Below are 20,145 nucleotides of genomic sequence, written 5' to 3' on the forward strand. Positions count from 1 at the left end.
GAGGGCAGGTTCTTTACGTGTTACTCACCCGTCCGCCGCTCATTCCGTCGACTTCCCCCCGAAGGGTTCCGTCGATTTCCTGCGCTCGACTTGCATGTATTAGGCACGCCGCCAGCGTTCGTCCTGAGCCAGGATCAAACTCTCCAAAGAATTTGATATAGCTCTTGAAAATGACGAAGCTTGCGCTTCAATCAAAACTTGTAAAACTTTTTTTGCCTCATCGTTCAGTTTTCAAAGTTCGTCTGTCGCTCTTAACGACTCTTACAATATTACAAGTCATCGACACAGTTGTCAACCACTTTTTTAATTCTTTTCCGCTGCCATCAGCGGCAACGTTTATTACTTTAACCCATCCTCAAATAGAATGCAATAGTTTCGGTAAAAGTTTTTCTGAAAAAGTTTCCTGCCACGTTATAGCTTGGCTGTAGAAACCAAAAACCTCTCACCGCAATGGTGAGAGGTCGTAACTTGTTACTGTTGGTGACGCATTGTCGGGAAGAGCAATACGTCGCGAATCGATGGTGCGTCTGTGAGCAACATGACAAGACGGTCAATCCCGATTCCGAGACCACCTGTTGGCGGCATCCCGTACTCGAGCGCTTCTAGGAAGTCGTTATCAAGTTCATGGGCCTCATCGTTCCCAGCTTCTTTTTCAAGTAGTTGGGCTTCGAAGCGCTCACGTTGATCGATTGGATCGTTCAACTCTGTGAACGCGTTCGCGTGTTCACGACGAACGATGAACAGCTCGAAGCGATCTGTGAAGCGCGGGTCTTGATCGTTCTTCTTCGCAAGCGGCGACACTTCGACCGGATGTCCCGTGACGAACGTAGGTTGAAGCAACGTCTCTTCGATTTTTTGTTCGAAGAACTCGTTGACGATATGACCGAACGTCATATGGTCTTGGACTTCTACTCCGTGCTCTTTCGCAAGTTCACGTGCCTGTTCATCAGACATCTGCTGCCAGAAGTCGACACCCATCTCTTCTTTAACCAAGTCGACCATATGGGCCCGCTTCCAACCGACACCAAGATGGATCGTATCTTCTCCATACTTCACGTCTGTCGTACCGAGTACTTCTTTAGCAACGTGCGCAACGAGTTCTTCTGTCAAATCCATGATGTCGTTGTAATCAGCGTACGCTTCATAGAGCTCGATCATTGTGAACTCTGGGTTGTGTCGTGTCGAGATCCCTTCGTTACGGAAGACACGGCCAATCTCATAAACACGCTCAAGGCCACCGACGATGAGGCGCTTCAAGTGAAGCTCGATCGCGATGCGCATATAAAGTTCCATATCGAGGGCGTTATGGTGCGTCAAGAACGGACGGGCAGCTGCTCCGCCTGCAATCGTATGGAGCATCGGTGTCTCAACTTCTAAGTAACCGCGATGGTTCAAGAAGTTACGGATCTCTGAAATGATTCGGCTACGCAAAATGAATGTTTGGCGCGAATCATTGTTCGTGATCAAATCGAGATAACGTTGACGATAACGTTGTTCGACATCTTTTAAGCCATGATATTTGTCTGGAAGCGGACGGAGCGCTTTCGTCAAAAGTTCAAACGTCTCGACGTGAATCGATAACTCGCCAACATTCGTTTTGAACAGCTTACCTTTCACGCCGACAATATCACCGAGGTCAGATGATTTGAACAAATCAAACGCCTCATCCCCTACGTCATTTTTACGGACGTAAATTTGAACCTGTCCCGTGACGTCTTGGATGTGGGCGAAGAAGACCTTCCCTTTTCCACGTTTCGTCATAATCCGTCCCGCGAGCGTGACTTCTACGTCTTGCTCAGCGAGCGCCTCTTTCTCAATCGCTTCATATTGCTCATGTAATTCACCGGCATGGGCTGAACGTTCGAACCGATGTCCGAACGGGTCGAGCCCTTGCGCGCGCATCTCAGTCATCTTTTCAAATCGAACCTGCATTTGGTCGTTCATTTCCAACTCGTGACTCACTACTCCATTCACTCCTCTATACATATTGGGTTTGGTCCTAACAAAAAGCTGTCGACCTCACGGCCAACAGCACAGCCTAAGCTGTTCGCTCTTTGCGTATCACTTTTTCGCCAAACAAGCTTACCATAAATCACTTTTTTACACTAGTTCACACTTCTTGTGGCGCGTTCTCGATCTGTCCGACGAAATCGTAGAGCACACTCCCGACGGCATCCCGTGATTCCAACTCGAAGACTTGCTTACGGACCGGCCCGTTCCCTTTGAGACCTTTCAAGTACCAGGCCACGTGTTGACGCATTTCACGAACCGCCGCCACCTCGCCTTTCAAGTCGATCAAACGATCGAGATGCAGCATGCAAATGTCAATTTTCTCGCGTGCCTCCGGCTCGGCCGGAAGTTCACCCGTCTCGAGGTACTGCACCGTCTGATAGAGCATCCATGGATTTCCGAGGGCAGCCCGCCCGATCATGACCGCATCGACACCGTAATGGTCGAGGGCATGCTTCGCTTGTTGCGGCGTCGTAATATCACCGTTCCCGATAATCGGGATGCCGGCAATTTTCTTCGCCTCACCAATAAGCTCCCAGTTGGCTGTTCCTTCATACAATTGGGACCGCGTCCGTCCGTGAATCGCGATCGCCGCCGCGCCACCGGATTCGGCCGCTCTGACGTTATCTAGGAGGTAGATGTGCTGACTGTCCCAGCCGGTGCGCATCTTGACGGTCACTGGTTTGTCCACCGCCTTCGATACGGCGTTCACCATCTCATAAACCTTATCCGGATCGAGGAGCCACTTGGCACCCGCTTCACATTTCGTGACTTTCGGGACCGGGCACCCCATGTTGATGTCGATGATATCGGCGTTCGTGTTTTGATCCACGTATTGCGCCGCTTTCACGAGCGTGTCTTTCGAACCGCCAAAAATTTGCAGGCTGAGCGGCTTTTCGCGCTCATCGACGTACAACATGCGCAGCGTTCTCGCGTTTTCAAATAAAATCCCTTTGTCGCTGACCATCTCCGCACAAACGAGTCCGGCACCGAATTCCTTCGCAATCAAACGAAATGCCGAGTTCGTCACTCCGGCCATCGGGGCGAGGACCGCCCGATTTTTTATATCAACGTTACCAATTTTGAACCCTGACATTGCTTCACTTCCTTCAATAGCGTTAAACAGAACCGACTAATGACGTTAACGACTGTAGACGTACGACGTCGCGCCGCTCCGATTCCGGCAAGGCATCGCATAATTGTCGTACCGTCTTCCCATTAACCTCGAGCGTCGGAGCAATCTCCGCGAGCGGGGCAAGGACAAAAGCACGTTCATGCATTCGCGGATGCGGAACAGTTAAGTGCTTCGATTGTATATATTCGCCGTTATAGAGCAAGATGTCAAGGTCGATCGTACGCGGCCCGTTCTTAAACAGACGCTCTCTCCCAAGACCGCGCTCAACCTGTTGGAGACGAACGAGCGCATCGTCCGCCCCTAGCGATGTCTCGACTTCGACGACCATGTTATAAAACGATGGTTGATCTGTATAGCCGACCGGTGCCGTCTCGTATACATTCGATTGCTTCGTCACATGAAGACCGGCCGCCTCCATCTCTTGAAGGGCACCGAACAAATAACGCTCCCGTTCACCGATATTCGAACCAAGCGCCACATACATCATCCGTTACGCCTCCGCGTCATCTCGATCGCGACCGAATCGTAATGGCCCGGAATCGGTGGATCCGGTTTGATGACCTTGACCGTCACACTTTGAATCTTGTCACTGTGGGCGAGCACGGCCGTCGTGATCCGTTCACCGAGTGCTTCGAGTAAGTTGACCGCCTCGCCTGTGACGATGTCTTCTGTCAGTTGATAGAGTCCGGCATAGCTGACGCCGTCTTCCAAATTATCGGACTGGCCGGCAGGGGCCAGGTCTAACTCACACATCAAATCAATATTAAATCGCTGACCGAGCCGGTTCTCTTCTTCAAATACACCGTGGTAACCGTAAAAACGCATCCCGTTCACAAACATCTTATCCAACTTGTCCGCCTCCTAACATCGCATCCATCATCCGTGACGCCCGTTTGTTCTCTAACACATCATGCACCCGTACCCAGGCGCACCCCTTCACAATCCCGAGACATGTCGTCGCGACCGTCCCTTCGACCCGCTCCTCGGTAGGTAAATCAAGTGTCTGGCCGATGAACGACTTACGTGACGTCCCGAGCAGAACGGGGAACCCGAGATTCGTGATGACGTCGAGCCGATTCATGAGCTCTAAGTTTTGGTTGTAGTCCTTGGCGAAGCCGATGCCGGGGTCTAACCAAATCTGGTCATCACGAACACCGGCGGCACGGGCGATCGCGATTGATTCTTGTATGTCGCCGACGACTTCTTCGATGAAGTGTCCATAGTTTCGGTTGTCTCGATTATGCATCAAAATGATCGGGACGTTAAACTCTTTGGCCACTTCTGCCATCGATTGATCGTCCCACTTCGACCCCCACACATCATTGATCATGTCAGCGCCCGCTTCAAGTGCCGCTCGCGCAACGATAGGTTTGTACGTATCGATCGAGATCAGGACGTCAAGCTCCTCTTTCAAGCGGCGAATGACCGGGACAACGCGGTCGATCTCTTGATCCGCTGTGACGAACTGTGCGCCCGGCCTTGTCGACTCGCCTCCGACGTCGATCGCATCGGCCCCGTCCTGAACGAGCCGTTTAGCGTGTTCGAGCGCTTGCTCGACTGCGTTATAACGTCCACCGTCTGAAAATGAATCTGGCGTCACGTTTAAAATGCCCATAATTTTTGTCATGTTGTTCCCTCGCTTTCAATTGCTCGTCGTAACTCGGACCAACACGCTGTAAATCGAGCCCCCTGCTTGCCCGGATACGTCCGGCCGGCATAAGCGGTGACCGGTGCGATTTGTTGCACCGAGTTCGTGAGCCAAATTTCGGATGCATGCTCGAGTTCTTTAAACGTCACGTCACGTTCGAGCACGTCAAATGTCTCCATCAGCCAGTGCCGGGTCACGCCCGCAAGCGCCCCGGTCGCGAGCGGCGTCGTCCATAGCCGCCCATCCTGTTCCACCCAAAAGATGTTTGAGACGAGTCCCTCGACGACACGTCCCGCCTCGTCCGCGAACAAACCTTCCGCTTCCCGGTCGACCAAGGCACGTTTTCCAAGGATGTTGTTCATATAGTGATGTGACTTCAAACGGAACGCCGCTTCCGGTCGACTTCTCGGAAACGGGAGTGCCTCAAGCCGTTTCTCGGTCGGTTCGAACGTTTCCGGTAACGGTTTGACGAGCAGCGTCACGTTCGGCCGTGAGTAACGCCCGTCGTGCAGACCGAGCGGAGCGACACCGGCGGAGACGTTCAGTCGGATATATACGTTCGGCGCCTCGTTTTGACGCACGACGTCTTGAATCGCCTGTCTGATTTCCTGCTTCGTATAAGGTAGATCGATCCAAAGTGCGTCCATACTTTTCTCAAGCCTGTCCCAATGGAGGTCGAACAAGAACGGGACCCCGTCAAACGTCCGGAACGTCTCGAACAACCCCATCCCGTACAAAAAACCGTGGTCGTGAACCGGCACCGTCACTTCTGAACTGCCGCGCAGTTCGCCGTTATGCCAAAGCCACATGACGATACGCCTCGATAAAGTTTTTAATCATGTCTTTCCCATGTTCCGTCAAGATGGCTTCAGGATGGAATTGGACGCCCTCGATCGGCAACTCTTTATGGCGTAGCGCCATGATCTCTCCCGTGCTCGTCTCAGCCGTCACTTCTAAGCAGGACGGCAATGAAGTGCGCTCGACGGCGAGCGAATGATAACGCGTCACGATCGTCTGCTGTGGGATATCTTTAAATAACGTCTTGCCGTCATGTTCGATTGGTGACGTCTTCCCGTGCATGAGGCGGTCCGCATGGACGACTTTCCCGCCGAACGCCTGACCGATCGCTTGATGACCGAGACACACCCCGAAAATCGGGATATTCCCAGCAAACGTCCGAATCGCGTCGACGCTGATCCCCGCTTCGTTCGGCGTCCGCGGACCTGGCGAGATGACGAGATAACTCGGACCCATCTGTTTAATCTCTTCGATCGTAACGTCGTCATTACGACGCACGATCAAGTCCTCTCCGAGCTCACCAAAGTATTGAACCAAGTTGTACGTGAATGAGTCGTAGTTATCGATGAGTAAAATCATACCGTCGCCTCCGTCATTTCTTTCGCGGCCCATAGCGCCTTCGCTTTCGACAACGATTCTTCATATTCAGCGACCGGGTCGGAGTCGATGACGATCCCCGCCCCGGCCTGGACGTGGGCCATCCCGTCTTTGACGACCATCGTCCGGATCGTGATGTTAAAGACGAGGTCGTCGTCCCAACTGATCCAGCCGAACGAACCCGTGTAAATCCCACGTCGAACCGGTTCAAGTTCCTCGATGATTTCCATCGTCCGAATTTTCGGGGCACCGGTAATCGTTCCGCCCGGGAACATCGCCCCGAGCGCCTCTGACCCGGACACACCGTCTCGCATCGTGCCGCGCACGTTCGAAACGATGTGCTGTACGTGTGAGTACTTCTCGATGACCATCAATTCGTCGACGTGTACCGTCCCATAAGCGGCCACTTTCCCGAGGTCGTTCCGCTCTAAATCAACGAGCATGACGTGCTCGGCCCGCTCTTTCTCGTTGTCGAGCAACGTCCGCGCTAGTTCCATATCTTCTGCCTCGTCCCGTCCGCGCGGCCGTGTCCCGGCGATCGGGCGTGTCGAGATCGACGTCCCGTGTTTCTCAATCAACAGTTCTGGCGAGGCCGACACCATCGTCAAAAAATCGTCGACGAAGTACCCCATATACGGTGAGGGATTCATTTGGCGCAATGTGTCATAGACGTGGCGTGGGTCCGCGAGCAACGCTTCCGATTGGCGGACGCTCAGATTCACTTGGAACACGTCGCCTTCGACGATGTAGTCTTGAATTTTCTGCACAGCTTCGACGAATTCACCTTGCGATAGAGAACGCGCTCGCTCGAGTGGCGCTTGCGCGACCGGTCCGAACGTGTAATGCGTCTCCGTCTGCCATAGGGCAGCCCAGCGCTCGAGCTTCGCTTCTACTTCTTCATCGGCGGTGACCAGCAAATAGAGGAGCGATGTCGCTTCGTCAAATACCGCCACTTCGTCAAACAGCAAGAACGAGACGTCGGGCGTCCCTAGATCATCTTCGGCTTGAAGCGGCAAGCGTTCGAGTGTCCGGGCGACATCGTAACTGACATAACCGATCATCCCACCGAAGAATGGCGGTGCTCCTTCTGGTCTTGCGGCAACGTAACGGGCCCGCACTTGCTCGACGATGTCGAGCGGTTGGCCATAAAACGTCTCGGTCTTATCTGAAATGACGAGCGTTCCAGTCCCATCTTTCACGTGAAGCGCACCGAACGGCTCGATCCCGGCCATCGTGTAACGTCCAGCCCTCCCGCTCTCGAGCCACGCATAGCGCTCGCCCGCTTCCGTCAACGTCATATACGTCTCATACATTCTCTCTTTTGTCGTTCGCATCGTTTTGAACGCTGTCGTTCTCACGTCAAATCCCCCCGTTCCACTCATTCATGCCTCTAATTGTACACAAGAAAAGGCAGTTACCGAAAGAAGATGTCTTCTGGTAACTGCCGTTTGTTATGCGCGAACGCTATCTGATTCTTCGTCGAACTGATAGAGCGGCGTGCTAAGGTAGCGTTCTCCGTTTGACGGGATGATCGCGAGCACGTTTTTGCCTTTCCCAAGGCGCTTCGCCGTATCGACCGCGGCCGCGATGGCTGCACCTGACGAGATGCCACCGAGCACACCGTTCGTCCGAGCCGCGAGACGCGCGTACTCGAACGCCTGCTCTGTCGTGATTTGAAGGACACCTTCGTAAATCTCAGTGTCTAAAATCGACGGGATAAAGCCGGCCCCGATGCCTTGAATTTTATGAGGTCCTGGCTTCCCGCCAGATAAGACTGGAGAGTCGACCGGTTCGACCGCTAAAATTTGCACGTCCGGATAGTGGGCTTTCAATACTTTACCCGCTCCTGTGATCGTTCCGCCTGTACCGACACCAGCGATGAACGCATCGACTTGAAGACCTGACGCGTCGAACGCATCGACGATCTCAGGGCCGGTCGTCATTTCATGGACGTTCGGGTTGGCCGCATTATTGAATTGTTGCGGGAGGAAGTAGCCGTTTTTCTCAGCTTCTTCTGTCGCCCGGCGAATCGCTCCGCCCATCCCCTCAGGACCAGGCGTCAAAATCAGCTCGGCACCGTATCCGCGAAGCAGATTGCGTCGTTCCATACTCATCGTTTCCGGCATGACGAGAATTGCCTTATAGCCTTTAGCAGAACTGACCATCGCGAGTCCGATGCCCGTGTTCCCACTCGTCGGCTCGATGATTGTGTCACCCGGCTTTAAGACGCCTTCTTCCTCAGCGGCCTCGATCATCGCTAAGGCAATCCGGTCTTTTACACTCGAACCAGGGTTCATATATTCTAACTTCATGTAAACCGTCGCGTCATCCGGGCCAGTCAGCCCGTTCAACTTCACGACCGGAGTCTTTCCAATTAAGTCTGTCACTGAATCTACGATACGCATTTCATTTCCTCCTTCATAATTCCGACTATTCCGATATTGTAATAATACCCTATCGGATTGAAAATATGCAATTTGGAACGACAGCCTCAGCGTGCTTGCTGTTTCATCACTTCGAGCTGTTCAGCCGAGAAGTGATACTTTTCGCCACAGAAGTGGCAAACCGCCTCGGCGCCACCGTCTTCTTCGATCATTTGACGGATCTCTTCGGTACCGAGCCCGATGATCGCACTTTCCATCCGATCCCGGCTGCACGTACAGTTGAACTGTATCGCTTGGTGGTCGAGTACTTCTAAGCTATCTCCGAGGAGCATATGCAGCATCTCTTCCGGTGTCTTCTCTTCTCCGATGAGAACCGACACTGGCGGGAACGTTTTCAATGCGCCTTCTAACGCTTGAATCGTTTGCTCTGAAGCGTCCGGCATCAACTGGACGATAATCCCGCCGGCAGCTAAAATCGATTCATCTTCTGGAAGCACGAGCACACCAGCTCCGACGACTGAAGGCACTTGTTCCGACGTCGCGAAGTAGTACGTGAAGTCTTCACTGATCTCACCCGTTTGAATTTCGGACGAACCGCCAACGAAGTCTTTTAGCCCGAGGTCTTTGATGACCGAGACCGTGCCGCGGCCGACGACATCGCCGACTTTCAACTTCGTCAATCCGTGGTCGTTGACGAATGTTCCGCCTTCGACACGCGGATGTGACACGTATCCGCGGACGTCTCCTGCCGTGTCCGCATCGACGATGATTTTCCCGATCGGTCCATCGCCTTCGACTTTAAGGGTGACGCGTGCAGCTCCTTTTTGCATCGAACCGATCATCGTCCCGATCGTCATCGTCCGCCCGAGCGCGGCTGAGGCGACCGGTGTCGTCTGATGACGAAGTTGCGTTTCGAAAATCGTTTTTGTCGTCCGTACGGCGAACGCCCGGACTTCTCCACCGAACCCGAGGGCACGGACGAGATAGTCGTCTTTCATTTGGTCAAGTAACGCTTGTTGTTCTGGTTGAATCATATTGAGTAACTCCTTTAAAGTTTATTTCTGGTTGCGCTCATAGATGAGACGAAGTCCATCGAGCGTCAAGAACGAGTCGACGACGTCAATCGTTTCGGCATGTTCACTGATCAAACGGGCCAGCCCACCTGTCGCGATGACGGTCGCTTCCCCGACTTCACGCTTGACGCGACTGACGATGCCGTCGACTTGGGCGACATACCCGTAATACGTGCCCGATTGCATCGCTTGGATCGTATTTTTCCCGACGACGGTCGGCGGGGTCGCGAGCTCGATGCGCGGTAATTTCGCAGCCCGTTGATAGAGCGCCTCGACCGAGATCATAATCCCCGGGGAGATGATCCCGCCGTGATAACGGCGTTTGTCATCGATATAGCAATACGTCGTCGCCGTACCGAAGTCGACGATGATCAATGGACCGTCGTACTTGGCAATACCTGCGACCGCGTTGACGATGCGGTCCGCCCCGACTTCACGCGGATTATCGACGTGGATGTCGAGACCTGTTTTCACGCCAGGACCGACGACGATCGGCCGGACGTTGAAGTAGCGCTGCGACATCTGTTCGAGCGGGAAGATGACCGGTGGAACAACCGAAGACAAAATGACGCCGTCGATTTGGTCAAACGAGACGTTCGAGTGGTCAAACAGCGATTTGACGAGCATACCGTACTCGTCGGTCGTTTTCGTGCGGTCCGTCGAGATGCGCCAATGATGGACGAGCGTCTCACCATCGTACATCCCGAGGACAATATTTGTATTCCCAACATCGATCACTAAAATCATGATATGGTTCCTCACTTTGTTGTCAATTACAGTTCGCTCGAATTATAACACGAAAAAAGACGAATGCCTTATTTAGGGCATTCGTCTCTTACACTTACCGTGATTCGTTATTCGGGCGTTCCGTCGGTGTCGCTTCCGGCTTATCGCCTTCAGGGACAACGTCCGGCTTCGCTTCTTGAACGACTCCAGGCTGATCGATGACTTGCCCGTGCTTGACGGCCGCCTCATCTTTCTTCGCCTCATCGCTTGCATCATCTTTCGATGGTTCAGACGGCTCTTCCGGTTCGTGCGGAAGATATTCGCGCGTCTTGATCAAGTGACGAATCTGCTTCGAATCGAGCGTCTCGACTTCGAGCAACGTCTTCGCGACGAGCTCGAGATCGTCTTTACGGTCAGTCAAAATCTGTTTCGCTTTCGCGTAACAGCGGTTGATGATGTCCCGGATCTCGAGGTCGATATCTTGTGCAATCGCATCCGAGTAGTTTTGTTCCGTTTGGAAATCGCGACCTAAGAAGACTTGTCCTCCATGGTTCGATCCAAGTTGGAGCGGTCCGAGCTTGTCGCTCATCCCGTAATCCATGACCATCTTCCGAGCGATACCAGTCGCGCGTTGGAAGTCATTGCTTGCTCCTGTCGACACTTCACCGAAGATGACGTCTTCCGCCACGCGGCCCCCGAGGAGACCAACGATTTTATCTTCGAGTTCAGGTTTCGTCATGAAGTAACGATCTTCTTTCGGAAGCATGACGACGTATCCGCCAGCATTTCCACGTGGGACGATTGTCACTTTGTGCACTTCGTCTGCGTTCTCGAGTTCAATCCCGATAATCGTATGACCCGCCTCATGATAGGCGACGATTTGGCGTTCTTTCTCCGAGATGACGCGGCTCTTCTTAGAAGGACCAGCGATGACACGGTCAATCGCTTCCTCGACATCCACGACCGAGACCGCTGAACGGTCAGACCGGGCTGCGACGAGCGCTGCTTCGTTCAACAAGTTTTCAAGGTCAGCACCTGAGAATCCAGGCGTCCGCTGCGCGATCGACTTCAAGTCAACTGTCGAATCGAGCGGTTTGTTACGGGCGTGAACTTTGAGTACTGCTTCACGGCCTTTAACATCCGGGCGGTCAACCGTGATTTGACGGTCGAATCGACCTGGACGAAGAAGGGCCGGGTCAAGAATGTCCGGACGGTTCGTCGCGGCAATCATGATGATTCCTTCGTTGTCACTAAATCCATCCATCTCGACGAGAAGCTGGTTGAGCGTTTGCTCACGCTCGTCGTGGCCACCACCAAGACCGGCACCACGCTGGCGTCCGACCGCGTCGATCTCATCGATGAAGATGATACACGGTGCGTTCTTTTTCGCGTTCTCGAACAAGTCGCGGACACGCGACGCCCCGACACCGACGAACATTTCGACGAAGTCAGAACCTGAGATCGAGAAGAACGGTACACCGGCTTCTCCCGCAGCTGCACGAGCGAGTAACGTCTTACCTGTTCCCGGAGGACCGACGAGCAAGACACCTTTCGGAATCCGCGCTCCAAGTCTCGAGAATTTGCGAGGGTCTTTCAAGAATTCGACGACTTCGATGAGTTCTTGTTTCTCCTCATCCGCCCCGGCAACGTCATCAAACGTTACACGACGTTTTTCTTGGTCGTAGAGTTTCGCCTTCGATTTCCCGAAGTTCATCACGCGACCGCCACCACCGCCGCCTTGGGCTTGGTTGAGCAAGAAGAAGAACAAGATGAAGATGATGATGAACGGTAAGATCGCGAATACGATGCTAAACCAGCTACCACTCGACTCTGATTCTTCGATTTGAATGTCGGTATTCGCGCGAAGTTGCGAGAGCACTTCGGCGTATTCGGCCTCGTTGGCCGGGATATTCGTTTCATAAAGCTGGTCTTCGTCTCCTGTAAGGTCACCTGTAATTGAGATGGCTCCCGGGATTTCCTGTACGGTTGCCGTTTCGATCCGATCGTCTTCCACATATTCCAAGAACTTCGAATAAGAGAGCGTTTCGCTCTGGCTACTCGGGTTCTGTAAATATTGAAGGAACAAGATCAAGGCCAGGAAAATCACACCGAACACTAAGGTGTTTTTCACTGCACGATTCATTCTCTGCCTCCTATTCCGAGAAACGATGTTCTCGCCCATTCAGTATATGTGTATACTTTGGGGTATTTCTTTTATCTTAACACGTCACATTTTCAAAAGAAAAACGTTAGCCCCCGTAAACACTCGGCTTGAGCACACCGACGTAAGGAAGGTTACGATATTTCTCTTCGTAATCGAGACCGTAGCCGACGACAAACTCGTGCGGAATCACGAAACCGCTATAGTCTGCCGATAGACCGTTCTTGCGACCCGTCGGTTTATCGAGCAACGTGACGATCTTCACCGACTTGGCTTTCCGATATTTGAGGAGATCGACGAGATAGCCGAGCGTGAGCCCGCTATCAATGATATCTTCTACAATCAGGATGTCTCGTCCTTCTACAGACGTGTTTAAATCTTTCTCGATTTTCACTTCACCTGTCGATGACGTTCCACCGTGATACGTCGATACGTCCATGAAGTCCATCTCTAAATGGATGTCCATCTCTTTGACGAGGTCCGACATGAACGGCATCGCGCCTTTCAATACGCAGACGAGAAGCGGAAACTCTTCTTTATATTCTTCGCTGAGCGTTGTCGCGAGTTCTTTCACCTTTACTTGAATCTCTTCACTTGAAATAAGCACCTTTTCCATATCGTTCATTAATGACATCTTGAAATCCTCCTCTTTCTAATCCGACACAATCATCATTTTACCATTAATCGTGGGCAAATCGCATCTGACTTATCCGGAAAATCCGAAACTCTTACTCCTACTATAGCGACAATCCTCCCTGTCGCGTCAACTACTAAGGGGACAAACGGACGATTTTCACGTCGGATTTTCGCATCGATCAAGATTCGGGCGACTTTTTTCGTCCCGATCGAGAGTTTCATCACATCCCCTGGTCGGACGGAGCGGACGGTCAACGGGAACGTGAGCGCCTCGAGCGGGATCCCGTCCTTGCTTGTGATAACTTCAAGTGAGAGCTCGCGGTCGCCAAAAGACGTCTGGACAGGGAGGCTCGAGATCACTCGGTCACCTGGTACTTCAGTCAGCACTGGATCGGTATGTGGGACGAGGCTGATCACCCCATCATACTTTTGCAGGCGCGCGCCGCCTTCAAGGTCGTATCGTCCTGTTCCTTTTGGACTACCGAGGAGACGACGGATGGCTTCGCCCATCTCGACACCATATCTAGCCGATAAGAGTCGGCCGAGTACGTATCGTTCGGGTTCGTTCAAACCGGCCACGTCTTCAAGTTTCACATGAAACGTTTTCATATTATAACGGACGTGGCGCACCATCCACTTCCCGACGTCGTCGTAGCGCTTATGCCAGAGCTCACGCTGCCGACGGGCCGCGCTACCGACGTCTTGAACCACGTTCGGCCAAACATCGAGGAGCTGCGGGACGATGTGGTGTCTGATCTTGTTGCGCAAATAATTCGTCTGCTCATTCGTCGCGTCTTCTCGCCAGACGAGTCCGTTCGCTAACGCGTACGCCAAGAGCTGTCGTTTTGTTTCCGTCAGCAACGGACGAACGATTGTCCCTCCGGCGAACGGACGACGTTCCGGGATCCCCGTCACTTCGACGACGTTTCGATGAAGCTGGATGAGTACCGTTTCGAGCTCGTCATCGCCGTGATGAGCCGTCATCAGTTCGGTATACCCGTCTTCACGCATGACCGTTTCAAAAAATGCATACCGCGCCGTCCGATAGACGGCTTGCGATCCCCCGTCCGGAAACGCAAGACGCTTCCCGTGAAACGGCACACCGTACGCTTTCGCCAACTGTCTCACGAACTCGAACTCTTCATCGGACTCAGGCCTAAGTCCATGATGGACGTGGGCGACCCCGACGTCAGCACCGCTTCTCACGACGCGGTCTAACAAGACGATCGAATCCATCCCACCCGATACGGCCACCAGCACTTTCGTCATCGTCGCTCCTCCTTGATATAACAAAAGAAGCCATCTCAAGTTGAGATGGCTTCTTTTCGCTTAGGTAAGTGACCCGTACGGGATTCGAACCCGTGTTACCGCCGTGAAAGGGCGGTGTCTTAACCGCTTGACCAACGGGCCTAAATAAAATGGTAGCGGCGGAGGGAGTCGAACCCACGACCTCACGGGTATGAACCGTACGCTCTAGCCAGCTGAGCTACACCGCCATGTTATTGTGTTGTGTCCTAAGCACATTTTCTATAATAACCAGTAGCCACGTCCGTGTCAATTCTTTTTTAAAACTTTTTTCACAAAAAAACGTGTATAGTGCCATTTCATACACTATACACGATTTTCGGTTGATTGTGCATCACGCTTCCGACGGAGCCGGTCGATATTTTTTCTTCCAAGCGATGCGGAAATATCCCCAGAGCAAGAAGAAGCAACCGACCGACACGAGCGCCAAGTATAGAATCGCCCCTTGTAAATAACTGAGCCCGTCCGCCGACAAAATCTCTTTATAGCCGGCCACCGTATACGTCATTGGAAGTAACGCGTTGAACGGCTGCAAGGCACGTGGAATCAATTCAAGCGGGAACGTCCCGGCCGACGTCGTCAATTGAAGAATCAATAAGACGATGGCAACGAACCGCCCCGGGTTCCCGAGCGTCGTGACGAGCAACTGAACAATCAATAAGAACGTAATACTGACGAGCCAGCTGAAACCGAAGAAGCGAAGCGGTGACTCGACCTCGAGTCCGAGCAACGCCATCATCGCCACGTTTAAGACGAGCGCCTGAACAAAACCGACGACGAGCAATACGCCCGATTTCGATAACAACCAAGATAAACTCCGCTTCGGTTTGCCAGCCGGATCATAGAGCGGATAGACGATTGACAACAAGAGCGCCCCGACAAAGAGACCGAGCGACATGAAGTATGGTGCAAATCCTGTCCCGTAGTTCGGTACGTGATGAATCGAGTCGTTCACGATTTGAATCGGCCCCGCCATCATTTCAACGTTCTCGTCGCGGATGTCGACGTCAGCCGATTCCGCACCCGAGAGTAAGGCGTCACGAAGTTTTCCGTTACCAGACTCTAGTTCAGTCAGACCTTCCGCCAGGTCCGAACTTCCAGAACCGAGCGCTTGACCCCCTTCGGCCAGACGCGATGCCCCTTCAGCGATGGTACCCGTTCCTTGACCGGCCGTTTTGACCCCGTTGGCGAGTTTCGTACTTCCTTTAGACAAGGCGAGCGTGGCGTCAGCCAATTGATCACTCCCCGACGCCAGTTCCGTCGTCCCGTCATGAAGCGTCGCCACCCCTTCGTTCAATTGAACGCTTGCCGATGCAAGTTCACCCGAACGATCCATCGCGGTTTTGGCACCTTGCTCGATTTGGCTTGATCCCTCGCTCAGCGCCGCGGCCCCGTTGACGAGCTGAGTCTGTCCGTCATTCAACGCAACCAATCCGGCCGCGAGTTCATTGGCACCGGCTTCGGCTTGTCCCAACCCGTCCCCGAGTGCCGTTTGGCCTTCCGTGACACGAGACGCGCCCTCTGAAAGCGATGTGAATCCCGCTTCCGTTGCCTGCATGCCTGTAGACAGCTCGGCGACGAGCGCTTGCAACATGTCTGGCGTTGCGGGCGTTCCGGATTCGGCGAGCGCAGACAACTTGGCGATCAGTTGCTCTTGCTGGCCTAACAGCTCCGCTTTCATTTGGTCAATGCCAGCGGTGACACCTACCGTTCCCGCTACAAGTGCTTCGTTTCCGGCACTAGCCGCACCAAGCGCTTCTGCGAGTGTGCTCGAGCCGTTGACGAGTTGGCCGCTTCCGGCCTGTGCGTCCTCGAGTCCGGCTGCGAGTTCATGAATCCCAGCGTCAAGCTGTTGCGTCCCGCTATGCAACTCGCCTAACTTCGAAGAGAACGCGCTCGTTCCGTCGACGAGCTGAGTCGTACCGTCTTTTAGCACGGCGGCCCCGGCGTCGACACGATGGACACCGTCTGACAGCGTGGAACTCCCAGTTTGGATACGCTGGCTCCCGTCGACGAGATCAGCCGTCCCAGACTCAAGCGCACCGAGTCCGTCATCGAGCTTGGCTGCGCCGTCCGCTAGTTCCTGCTGTTTTGAAGCGAGCAGTTGCGAGCCGTCCGCTAGCTTAACGGCTCCTTCTTTAGCGGCCGTTGATCCGTCAGCAAGCTCCGTCGCACCGGTTGCGGCTTCATCTAATCCGTCAGCGACGGTTTTCAATCCGTCCCGCATGGCGTTGACATACTGTTTCGTCACTTCAGTCGACAGTTCGCCTTTCACTTGTTCCATCGCCGAACCTCCGATTTGAGCGGCGAGGAAGTTATACGACTCGTTCGCGATGTATCGAAGTTCTAATTGTTCAGGGTCAGCGGACAGCGCGCTCGTCGCTTTCTCTGAAAAGTCATCCGGGATTTCGATTGCCATGTAAAAGGCGTGATCTTGTAACCCGGCGTCCGCTTCTGCTTTCGACACTTCGACGAATCGGAACGCTTCCGAGGTCGTCAACTTATCGACGAGTTCGTCACCGACAGCGAGTTCCTCCCCTTCAAACGTGGCCCTTTGGTCTTCATTGACGATCGCGACGGGCAAATCTTTCATTTGGCCGTAAGGGTCCCAAAATGCCCATAAGAACATGCCCGCATACATGAGCGGCACGAGCGCGACCGCGAGAATCGGAATCCATACCCGCGGATTTTTACCGATGCTCTGCCATTCTGCTTTCCATAACTTCCATCCGTTCATTTGTTTCTCCACCTTTACTTATAAAACATAACTATTTTTCATGTTCCCTATTGTGCTCGCTCCGTCGAAAAATTGCAACCTTTTTTAGTTATTTTTCATAACAAAAAAAGCGCCGACAATTGTCGCGCCATGAAAAAAAGCCACGGACCGGTGTCCGTGGCGTTATCGTTACGAGTAGAAGCTGATGGTTTACGAAGGGTTACCCGCGCTTGGCTCCACGTCCACCGCGTTTTGAATCAGTTTGACGCTTCAACGTTGTAAGGCGTTCGTCGCTATCTTTCAAGAACTTGGTCATCAACGTATCAAACGTTTCTGGCTCACGACGTACTTCACGACGCGCGCCGCCACCGCCACGGGGACCGCCGCCACCGCGTGGGCCACCGCCGCCGCGTGGGCCTTGACCAGGACCACCTGGACGTGGACCGCCCGGGCGTGGGCCACCTTGACCAGGGCCGCCTGAACTAGGGCCCCGTGAGAAGCGTTCGCCGGCTGGACGTTCTGGGCGTTCGCTAACAGGACGATCGACAGTTTTTTTGATAGACAACCCGATTTTGCCATCACTTTCGATGTTCAAGATTTTGACTGTGACTTCTTGACCGACCGTTAGGACTTCATTGATGTCTTTGACATAAGAATCTGCCACTTCACTGATGTGCACCAAACCCGTTTTTCCATTAGGGAGCTCTACGAACGCTCCGAAATGCGTAATCCCTGTAACCTTACCTTGTACCTTGCTTCCTACTTCAATTGACATAAAATAATGTACTCCTTTTTTTGAATGATTCCCTACAATTATACGAGTCGATTCGTCAACGGTCAACGAACCTACTTATTCCTCTGGTGAGAAGTAAAAAATAATCTCGCCATCTTTCGAGAACAACAGCTCGTTGCGTGCAAGATTGGCGATGTATTCTTCGTCTTGTAAACGTTCAACCTGCTCTTTTAGCTCCGCTTGTTCTTCCTTCGTTTCACGAAGCTCGACACGAGCCTCGTCTTGCTTTAGCTCTTGATCCGTTACATATCCGACCTTTGAGAAATAGCTCTGACCGATGAAGACAATCAACAACAAAAAGACAAGTGAGGCCACGGCTAGGCGGCGTCGAAGATGGATACGTCGCCGGCTCTGTTCTTTTTCCAGCTGTTCTCTCCGTTCGTCGAGAGCCCGAATCCGCTGTTTGCGTTCCATCGGGTTACGTCCATTCATCGAATCACCTTCCTCTTGACCTATTATGTTCAGTATACCTTTTTTTTATGCTTCCGTACCACTGTTCACCTTTTCTTCTTTGATCAACCGGTACATTTCTTTCGCATCCTCTTTCCGGGCATGCTCGGCAATTGAATCGATAATGACCGTCACCAGCTTATTCCCGAATCGGATTTGGAGCTCATCACCGGCCTTGACGTCCGTACTGGCCTTGGCGACTTGGCCATTCAAGCGGATACGGCCTTGATCGGCCACTTCCTTCGCTAACGTCCGTCGTTTGATCAAGCGCGACACTTTCAAAAATTTATCTAGTCTCATAATCCCTTCTCCTTCGCTTCATCCCAAAGCCGATCCATCTGTTCGAGCGTCATGTCGCTGAGCGATCCGTTCGCTTCGATATATTCAAATCGTCTCTTGAATTTTTGATTGGTCCGTTCAAGTGCTTGTTCCGCGTTCAATCCGAAATAACGGGCTACGTTGACGACTGAGAACAGTACGTCCCCTAGTTCTTGTTCGTCTTCGGGACGGTCTCGCCACTCTTGTAACTCTTCTTCGAGCTTCTCGAACGCTCTGGTTACGTCATCCCACTCGAACCCGACTTGAGCCGCTTTCTTTTGGAGTTGCTCAGCACGCATTAACCCCGGTTGGGTCATGAGCACACCATCGAGCTGCGAATGTTTATTTTCCCCTTTTTCGTCTTGCTTAATCGCATTCCAGTTCGAAACCACGTCGTCGGCGTCTGCGACCGTCACGTCACCGAAGACGTGCGGATGGCGACGGACCATTTTCGTACTGATCGCGCCGATTACGTCACGAATGTCAAAGTACCCTTCGTCGGCCCCGATTTGCGCATGAAGCATGACTTGGAGCAATACGTCTCCGAGTTCTTCGATCATCGCATCATCGTCCTCTTCGTCGATCGCCTCGATTAACTCATACGCCTCTTCGAGTAAATATTTCCGCAGTGATGCGTGCGTCTGTTTTCGGTCCCACGGGCAGCCGTTCGGACCGCGGAGTGTCGCGATGATGTCTGTCAACGTCGCAAACTCCCGCGCGAGGTGCGTCTCGTCAGTGAGTGGCGGGACATAGAGCGTCGTCAAATTGTCGACTTCAGCGACTCGATCCATCTCGTAGAGCGGAACTTCGGAAATTCGCTCTCGTTTCGTTCCGGCCGCCGTGACGAGCTTGACAAGATGCTCGTCCGGATAACGTTCCATCAATTGTACTTTCACATCCCCGGCCACAAACCCGTCGTACACTTGACCGATTAACACGTGCTGTGTGACTTGGAGCCATTCAACGTCGAGTGCGGTCGCATCGAGCAGTTGAAATCCATTGATCGGATCAATCTGGAGCGCCTGAAACATGGCGTCCAAAAAGCTCTGTCCGCCGAGGAACGTCACGTCCGCCCCTTGTTCGACGAGCAGTTCGACCGTCCGCTCGGCGACGAACGGATGGCCCGGGACCGCATATGTGATCGCCAGTTCGTCGCTCTTGTCGAGCAACGTCTCAACGATTTGTTTATAGACGGCCTCAAACGTATCGTTTGATTCGTAAATGTGGTCAAACGATTCAAAATGAACCCCTTCCGCCTCGAGCTCTTTGACGACCGGATGTTCTTTCGTGCGCAACCAAACGAGCGGTTGCTGTTTCAAATGACGATATACCCCGAGCGGAAGTTGCTCGAGTTCGCCGGAGCCGAGTCCGACGACGGTAATTCCATAACTCATA

General features: G+C 53.0%; 19 protein-coding genes, 2 tRNA genes and 1 rRNA gene. All 22 read right to left on the reverse strand.

Annotation, left to right across the window (positions count from 1 at the left end; translation table 11 throughout):
• Positions 1 to 150, reverse strand: a 16S ribosomal RNA gene (locus tag BJU60_RS13725); the annotation flags it as partial.
• A gap of 321 nt (positions 151 to 471) precedes the next feature.
• Positions 472 to 1,962, reverse strand: a complete 1,491-nt coding sequence (gene lysS / locus BJU60_RS13730; protein WP_070329362.1) for a lysine--tRNA ligase — start codon at positions 1,960 to 1,962, stop codon at positions 472 to 474.
• Between the two features lie 148 nt (positions 1,963 to 2,110).
• Positions 2,111 to 3,106: a tRNA dihydrouridine synthase DusB gene (gene dusB / locus BJU60_RS13735; protein WP_070329363.1), complete on the reverse strand. Its 996-nt coding sequence runs from the start codon at positions 3,104 to 3,106 to the stop codon at positions 2,111 to 2,113.
• A gap of 22 nt (positions 3,107 to 3,128) precedes the next feature.
• Positions 3,129 to 3,632 (reverse strand): 2-amino-4-hydroxy-6-hydroxymethyldihydropteridine diphosphokinase, encoded by a 504-nt coding sequence (gene folK, locus BJU60_RS13740; protein WP_070329364.1) that lies wholly within the window; start codon positions 3,630 to 3,632, stop codon positions 3,129 to 3,131.
• On the reverse strand, positions 3,629 to 3,994 hold the full coding sequence (folB, locus tag BJU60_RS13745) for a dihydroneopterin aldolase (protein WP_070329365.1): 366 nt from the start codon (positions 3,992 to 3,994) through the stop codon (positions 3,629 to 3,631). Before folB ends, folK begins: the two co-directional genes overlap by 4 nt.
• Positions 3,987 to 4,772, reverse strand: coding sequence for a dihydropteroate synthase (folP, locus tag BJU60_RS13750; protein ID WP_070329366.1), 786 nt, complete (start codon positions 4,770 to 4,772; stop codon positions 3,987 to 3,989). The genes folB and folP overlap by 8 nt, the downstream gene beginning before the upstream one ends.
• The gene (locus BJU60_RS13755; protein ID WP_070329367.1) at positions 4,769 to 5,602 is read right to left on the reverse strand and encodes an aminotransferase class IV; all 834 of its coding nucleotides are present in this window, start codon (positions 5,600 to 5,602) and stop codon (positions 4,769 to 4,771) included. The genes folP and BJU60_RS13755 overlap by 4 nt, the downstream gene beginning before the upstream one ends.
• Positions 5,586 to 6,170, reverse strand: coding sequence for an aminodeoxychorismate/anthranilate synthase component II (gene pabA, locus BJU60_RS13760; protein WP_070329368.1), 585 nt, complete (start codon positions 6,168 to 6,170; stop codon positions 5,586 to 5,588). The genes BJU60_RS13755 and pabA overlap by 17 nt, the downstream gene beginning before the upstream one ends.
• A complete protein-coding gene (locus BJU60_RS13765; protein ID WP_302050629.1) occupies positions 6,167 to 7,546 on the reverse strand; it encodes an anthranilate synthase component I family protein in 1,380 nt (459 codons plus the stop codon). Before BJU60_RS13765 ends, pabA begins: the two co-directional genes overlap by 4 nt.
• A 93-nt stretch (positions 7,547 to 7,639) precedes the next feature.
• Positions 7,640 to 8,593 carry a cysteine synthase A gene (gene cysK, locus BJU60_RS13770; protein WP_070329369.1) on the reverse strand — a complete coding sequence of 318 codons (954 nt, stop codon included), beginning with the start codon at positions 8,591 to 8,593 and terminating at the stop codon, positions 7,640 to 7,642.
• 86 nt (positions 8,594 to 8,679) lie between these two features.
• The gene (gene hslO, locus BJU60_RS13775; protein ID WP_070329370.1) at positions 8,680 to 9,606 is read right to left on the reverse strand and encodes an Hsp33 family molecular chaperone HslO; all 927 of its coding nucleotides are present in this window, start codon (positions 9,604 to 9,606) and stop codon (positions 8,680 to 8,682) included.
• Between the two features lie 21 nt (positions 9,607 to 9,627).
• Entirely contained in the window at positions 9,628 to 10,392 is a 765-nt protein-coding gene (locus tag BJU60_RS13780; RefSeq protein ID WP_070329371.1) for a type III pantothenate kinase, read from the reverse strand.
• A 94-nt stretch (positions 10,393 to 10,486) separates the two neighbouring features.
• Positions 10,487 to 12,514, reverse strand: coding sequence for an ATP-dependent zinc metalloprotease FtsH (ftsH, locus tag BJU60_RS13785; RefSeq protein ID WP_070329372.1), 2,028 nt, complete (start codon positions 12,512 to 12,514; stop codon positions 10,487 to 10,489).
• A gap of 106 nt (positions 12,515 to 12,620) precedes the next feature.
• On the reverse strand, positions 12,621 to 13,166 hold the full coding sequence (gene hpt / locus BJU60_RS13790) for a hypoxanthine phosphoribosyltransferase (protein ID WP_016509617.1): 546 nt from the start codon (positions 13,164 to 13,166) through the stop codon (positions 12,621 to 12,623).
• A gap of 35 nt (positions 13,167 to 13,201) precedes the next feature.
• Positions 13,202 to 14,437 (reverse strand): tRNA lysidine(34) synthetase TilS, encoded by a 1,236-nt coding sequence (tilS, locus tag BJU60_RS13795; protein WP_070329373.1) that lies wholly within the window; start codon positions 14,435 to 14,437, stop codon positions 13,202 to 13,204.
• Positions 14,438 to 14,506: 69 nt separating this feature from the next.
• Positions 14,507 to 14,578: transfer RNA gene (locus BJU60_RS13800), tRNA-Glu, on the reverse strand.
• A gap of 9 nt (positions 14,579 to 14,587) precedes the next feature.
• Positions 14,588 to 14,664, reverse strand: a tRNA-Met gene (locus BJU60_RS13805).
• A 143-nt stretch (positions 14,665 to 14,807) separates the two neighbouring features.
• Positions 14,808 to 17,210: a YhgE/Pip domain-containing protein gene (locus tag BJU60_RS13810; protein ID WP_070329374.1), complete on the reverse strand. Its 2,403-nt coding sequence runs from the start codon at positions 17,208 to 17,210 to the stop codon at positions 14,808 to 14,810.
• A gap of 199 nt (positions 17,211 to 17,409) precedes the next feature.
• Positions 17,410 to 17,964 carry a S1 domain-containing RNA-binding protein gene (locus BJU60_RS13815; RefSeq protein WP_070329375.1) on the reverse strand — a complete coding sequence of 185 codons (555 nt, stop codon included), beginning with the start codon at positions 17,962 to 17,964 and terminating at the stop codon, positions 17,410 to 17,412.
• Positions 17,965 to 18,039: 75 nt separating this feature from the next.
• The gene (locus tag BJU60_RS13820; RefSeq protein ID WP_070329376.1) at positions 18,040 to 18,414 is read right to left on the reverse strand and encodes an FtsB family cell division protein; all 375 of its coding nucleotides are present in this window, start codon (positions 18,412 to 18,414) and stop codon (positions 18,040 to 18,042) included.
• Positions 18,415 to 18,459: 45 nt separating this feature from the next.
• Positions 18,460 to 18,732 (reverse strand): RNA-binding S4 domain-containing protein, encoded by a 273-nt coding sequence (locus tag BJU60_RS13825; protein ID WP_070329377.1) that lies wholly within the window; start codon positions 18,730 to 18,732, stop codon positions 18,460 to 18,462.
• Positions 18,729 to 20,144 (reverse strand): nucleoside triphosphate pyrophosphohydrolase, encoded by a 1,416-nt coding sequence (gene mazG, locus BJU60_RS13830; RefSeq protein WP_070329378.1) that lies wholly within the window; start codon positions 20,142 to 20,144, stop codon positions 18,729 to 18,731. The genes BJU60_RS13825 and mazG overlap by 4 nt, the downstream gene beginning before the upstream one ends.
• Position 20,145 lies beyond the last annotated feature (1 nt).

This window comes from Exiguobacterium aurantiacum, assembly GCF_001766415.1.
In the GTDB taxonomy this organism is placed as follows: Bacteria; Bacillota; Bacilli; order Exiguobacteriales; family Exiguobacteriaceae; genus Exiguobacterium; species Exiguobacterium aurantiacum_A.

Bases quoted from the DNA above. Each gene is read 5' to 3' on its own strand.
- dusB (WP_070329363.1), bottom strand. From the start codon at position 3,106: ATGTCAGGGTTCAAAATTGGTAACGTTGATATAAAAAATCGGGCGGTC.
- folK (WP_070329364.1), bottom strand. From the start codon at position 3,632: ATGATGTATGTGGCGCTTGGTTCGAATATCGGTGAACGGGAGCGTTAT.
- folP (WP_070329366.1), bottom strand. From the start codon at position 4,772: ATGACAAAAATTATGGGCATTTTAAACGTGACGCCAGATTCATTTTCA.
- BJU60_RS13755 (WP_070329367.1), bottom strand. From the start codon at position 5,602: ATGTGGCTTTGGCATAACGGCGAACTGCGCGGCAGTTCAGAAGTGACG.
- pabA (WP_070329368.1), bottom strand. From the start codon at position 6,170: ATGATTTTACTCATCGATAACTACGACTCATTCACGTACAACTTGGTT.
- cysK (WP_070329369.1), bottom strand. From the start codon at position 8,593: ATGCGTATCGTAGATTCAGTGACAGACTTAATTGGAAAGACTCCGGTC.
- hslO (WP_070329370.1), bottom strand. From the start codon at position 9,606: ATGATTCAACCAGAACAACAAGCGTTACTTGACCAAATGAAAGACGAC.
- BJU60_RS13780 (WP_070329371.1), bottom strand. From the start codon at position 10,392: ATGATTTTAGTGATCGATGTTGGGAATACAAATATTGTCCTCGGGATG.
- ftsH (WP_070329372.1), bottom strand. From the start codon at position 12,514: ATGAATCGTGCAGTGAAAAACACCTTAGTGTTCGGTGTGATTTTCCTG.
- hpt (WP_016509617.1), bottom strand. From the start codon at position 13,166: ATGTCATTAATGAACGATATGGAAAAGGTGCTTATTTCAAGTGAAGAG.
- tilS (WP_070329373.1), bottom strand. From the start codon at position 14,437: ATGACGAAAGTGCTGGTGGCCGTATCGGGTGGGATGGATTCGATCGTC.
- BJU60_RS13810 (WP_070329374.1), bottom strand. From the start codon at position 17,210: ATGAACGGATGGAAGTTATGGAAAGCAGAATGGCAGAGCATCGGTAAA.
- BJU60_RS13815 (WP_070329375.1), bottom strand. From the start codon at position 17,964: ATGTCAATTGAAGTAGGAAGCAAGGTACAAGGTAAGGTTACAGGGATT.
- BJU60_RS13820 (WP_070329376.1), bottom strand. From the start codon at position 18,414: ATGAATGGACGTAACCCGATGGAACGCAAACAGCGGATTCGGGCTCTC.
- BJU60_RS13825 (WP_070329377.1), bottom strand. From the start codon at position 18,732: ATGAGACTAGATAAATTTTTGAAAGTGTCGCGCTTGATCAAACGACGG.
- mazG (WP_070329378.1), bottom strand. From the start codon at position 20,144: ATGAGTTATGGAATTACCGTCGTCGGACTCGGCTCCGGCGAACTCGAG.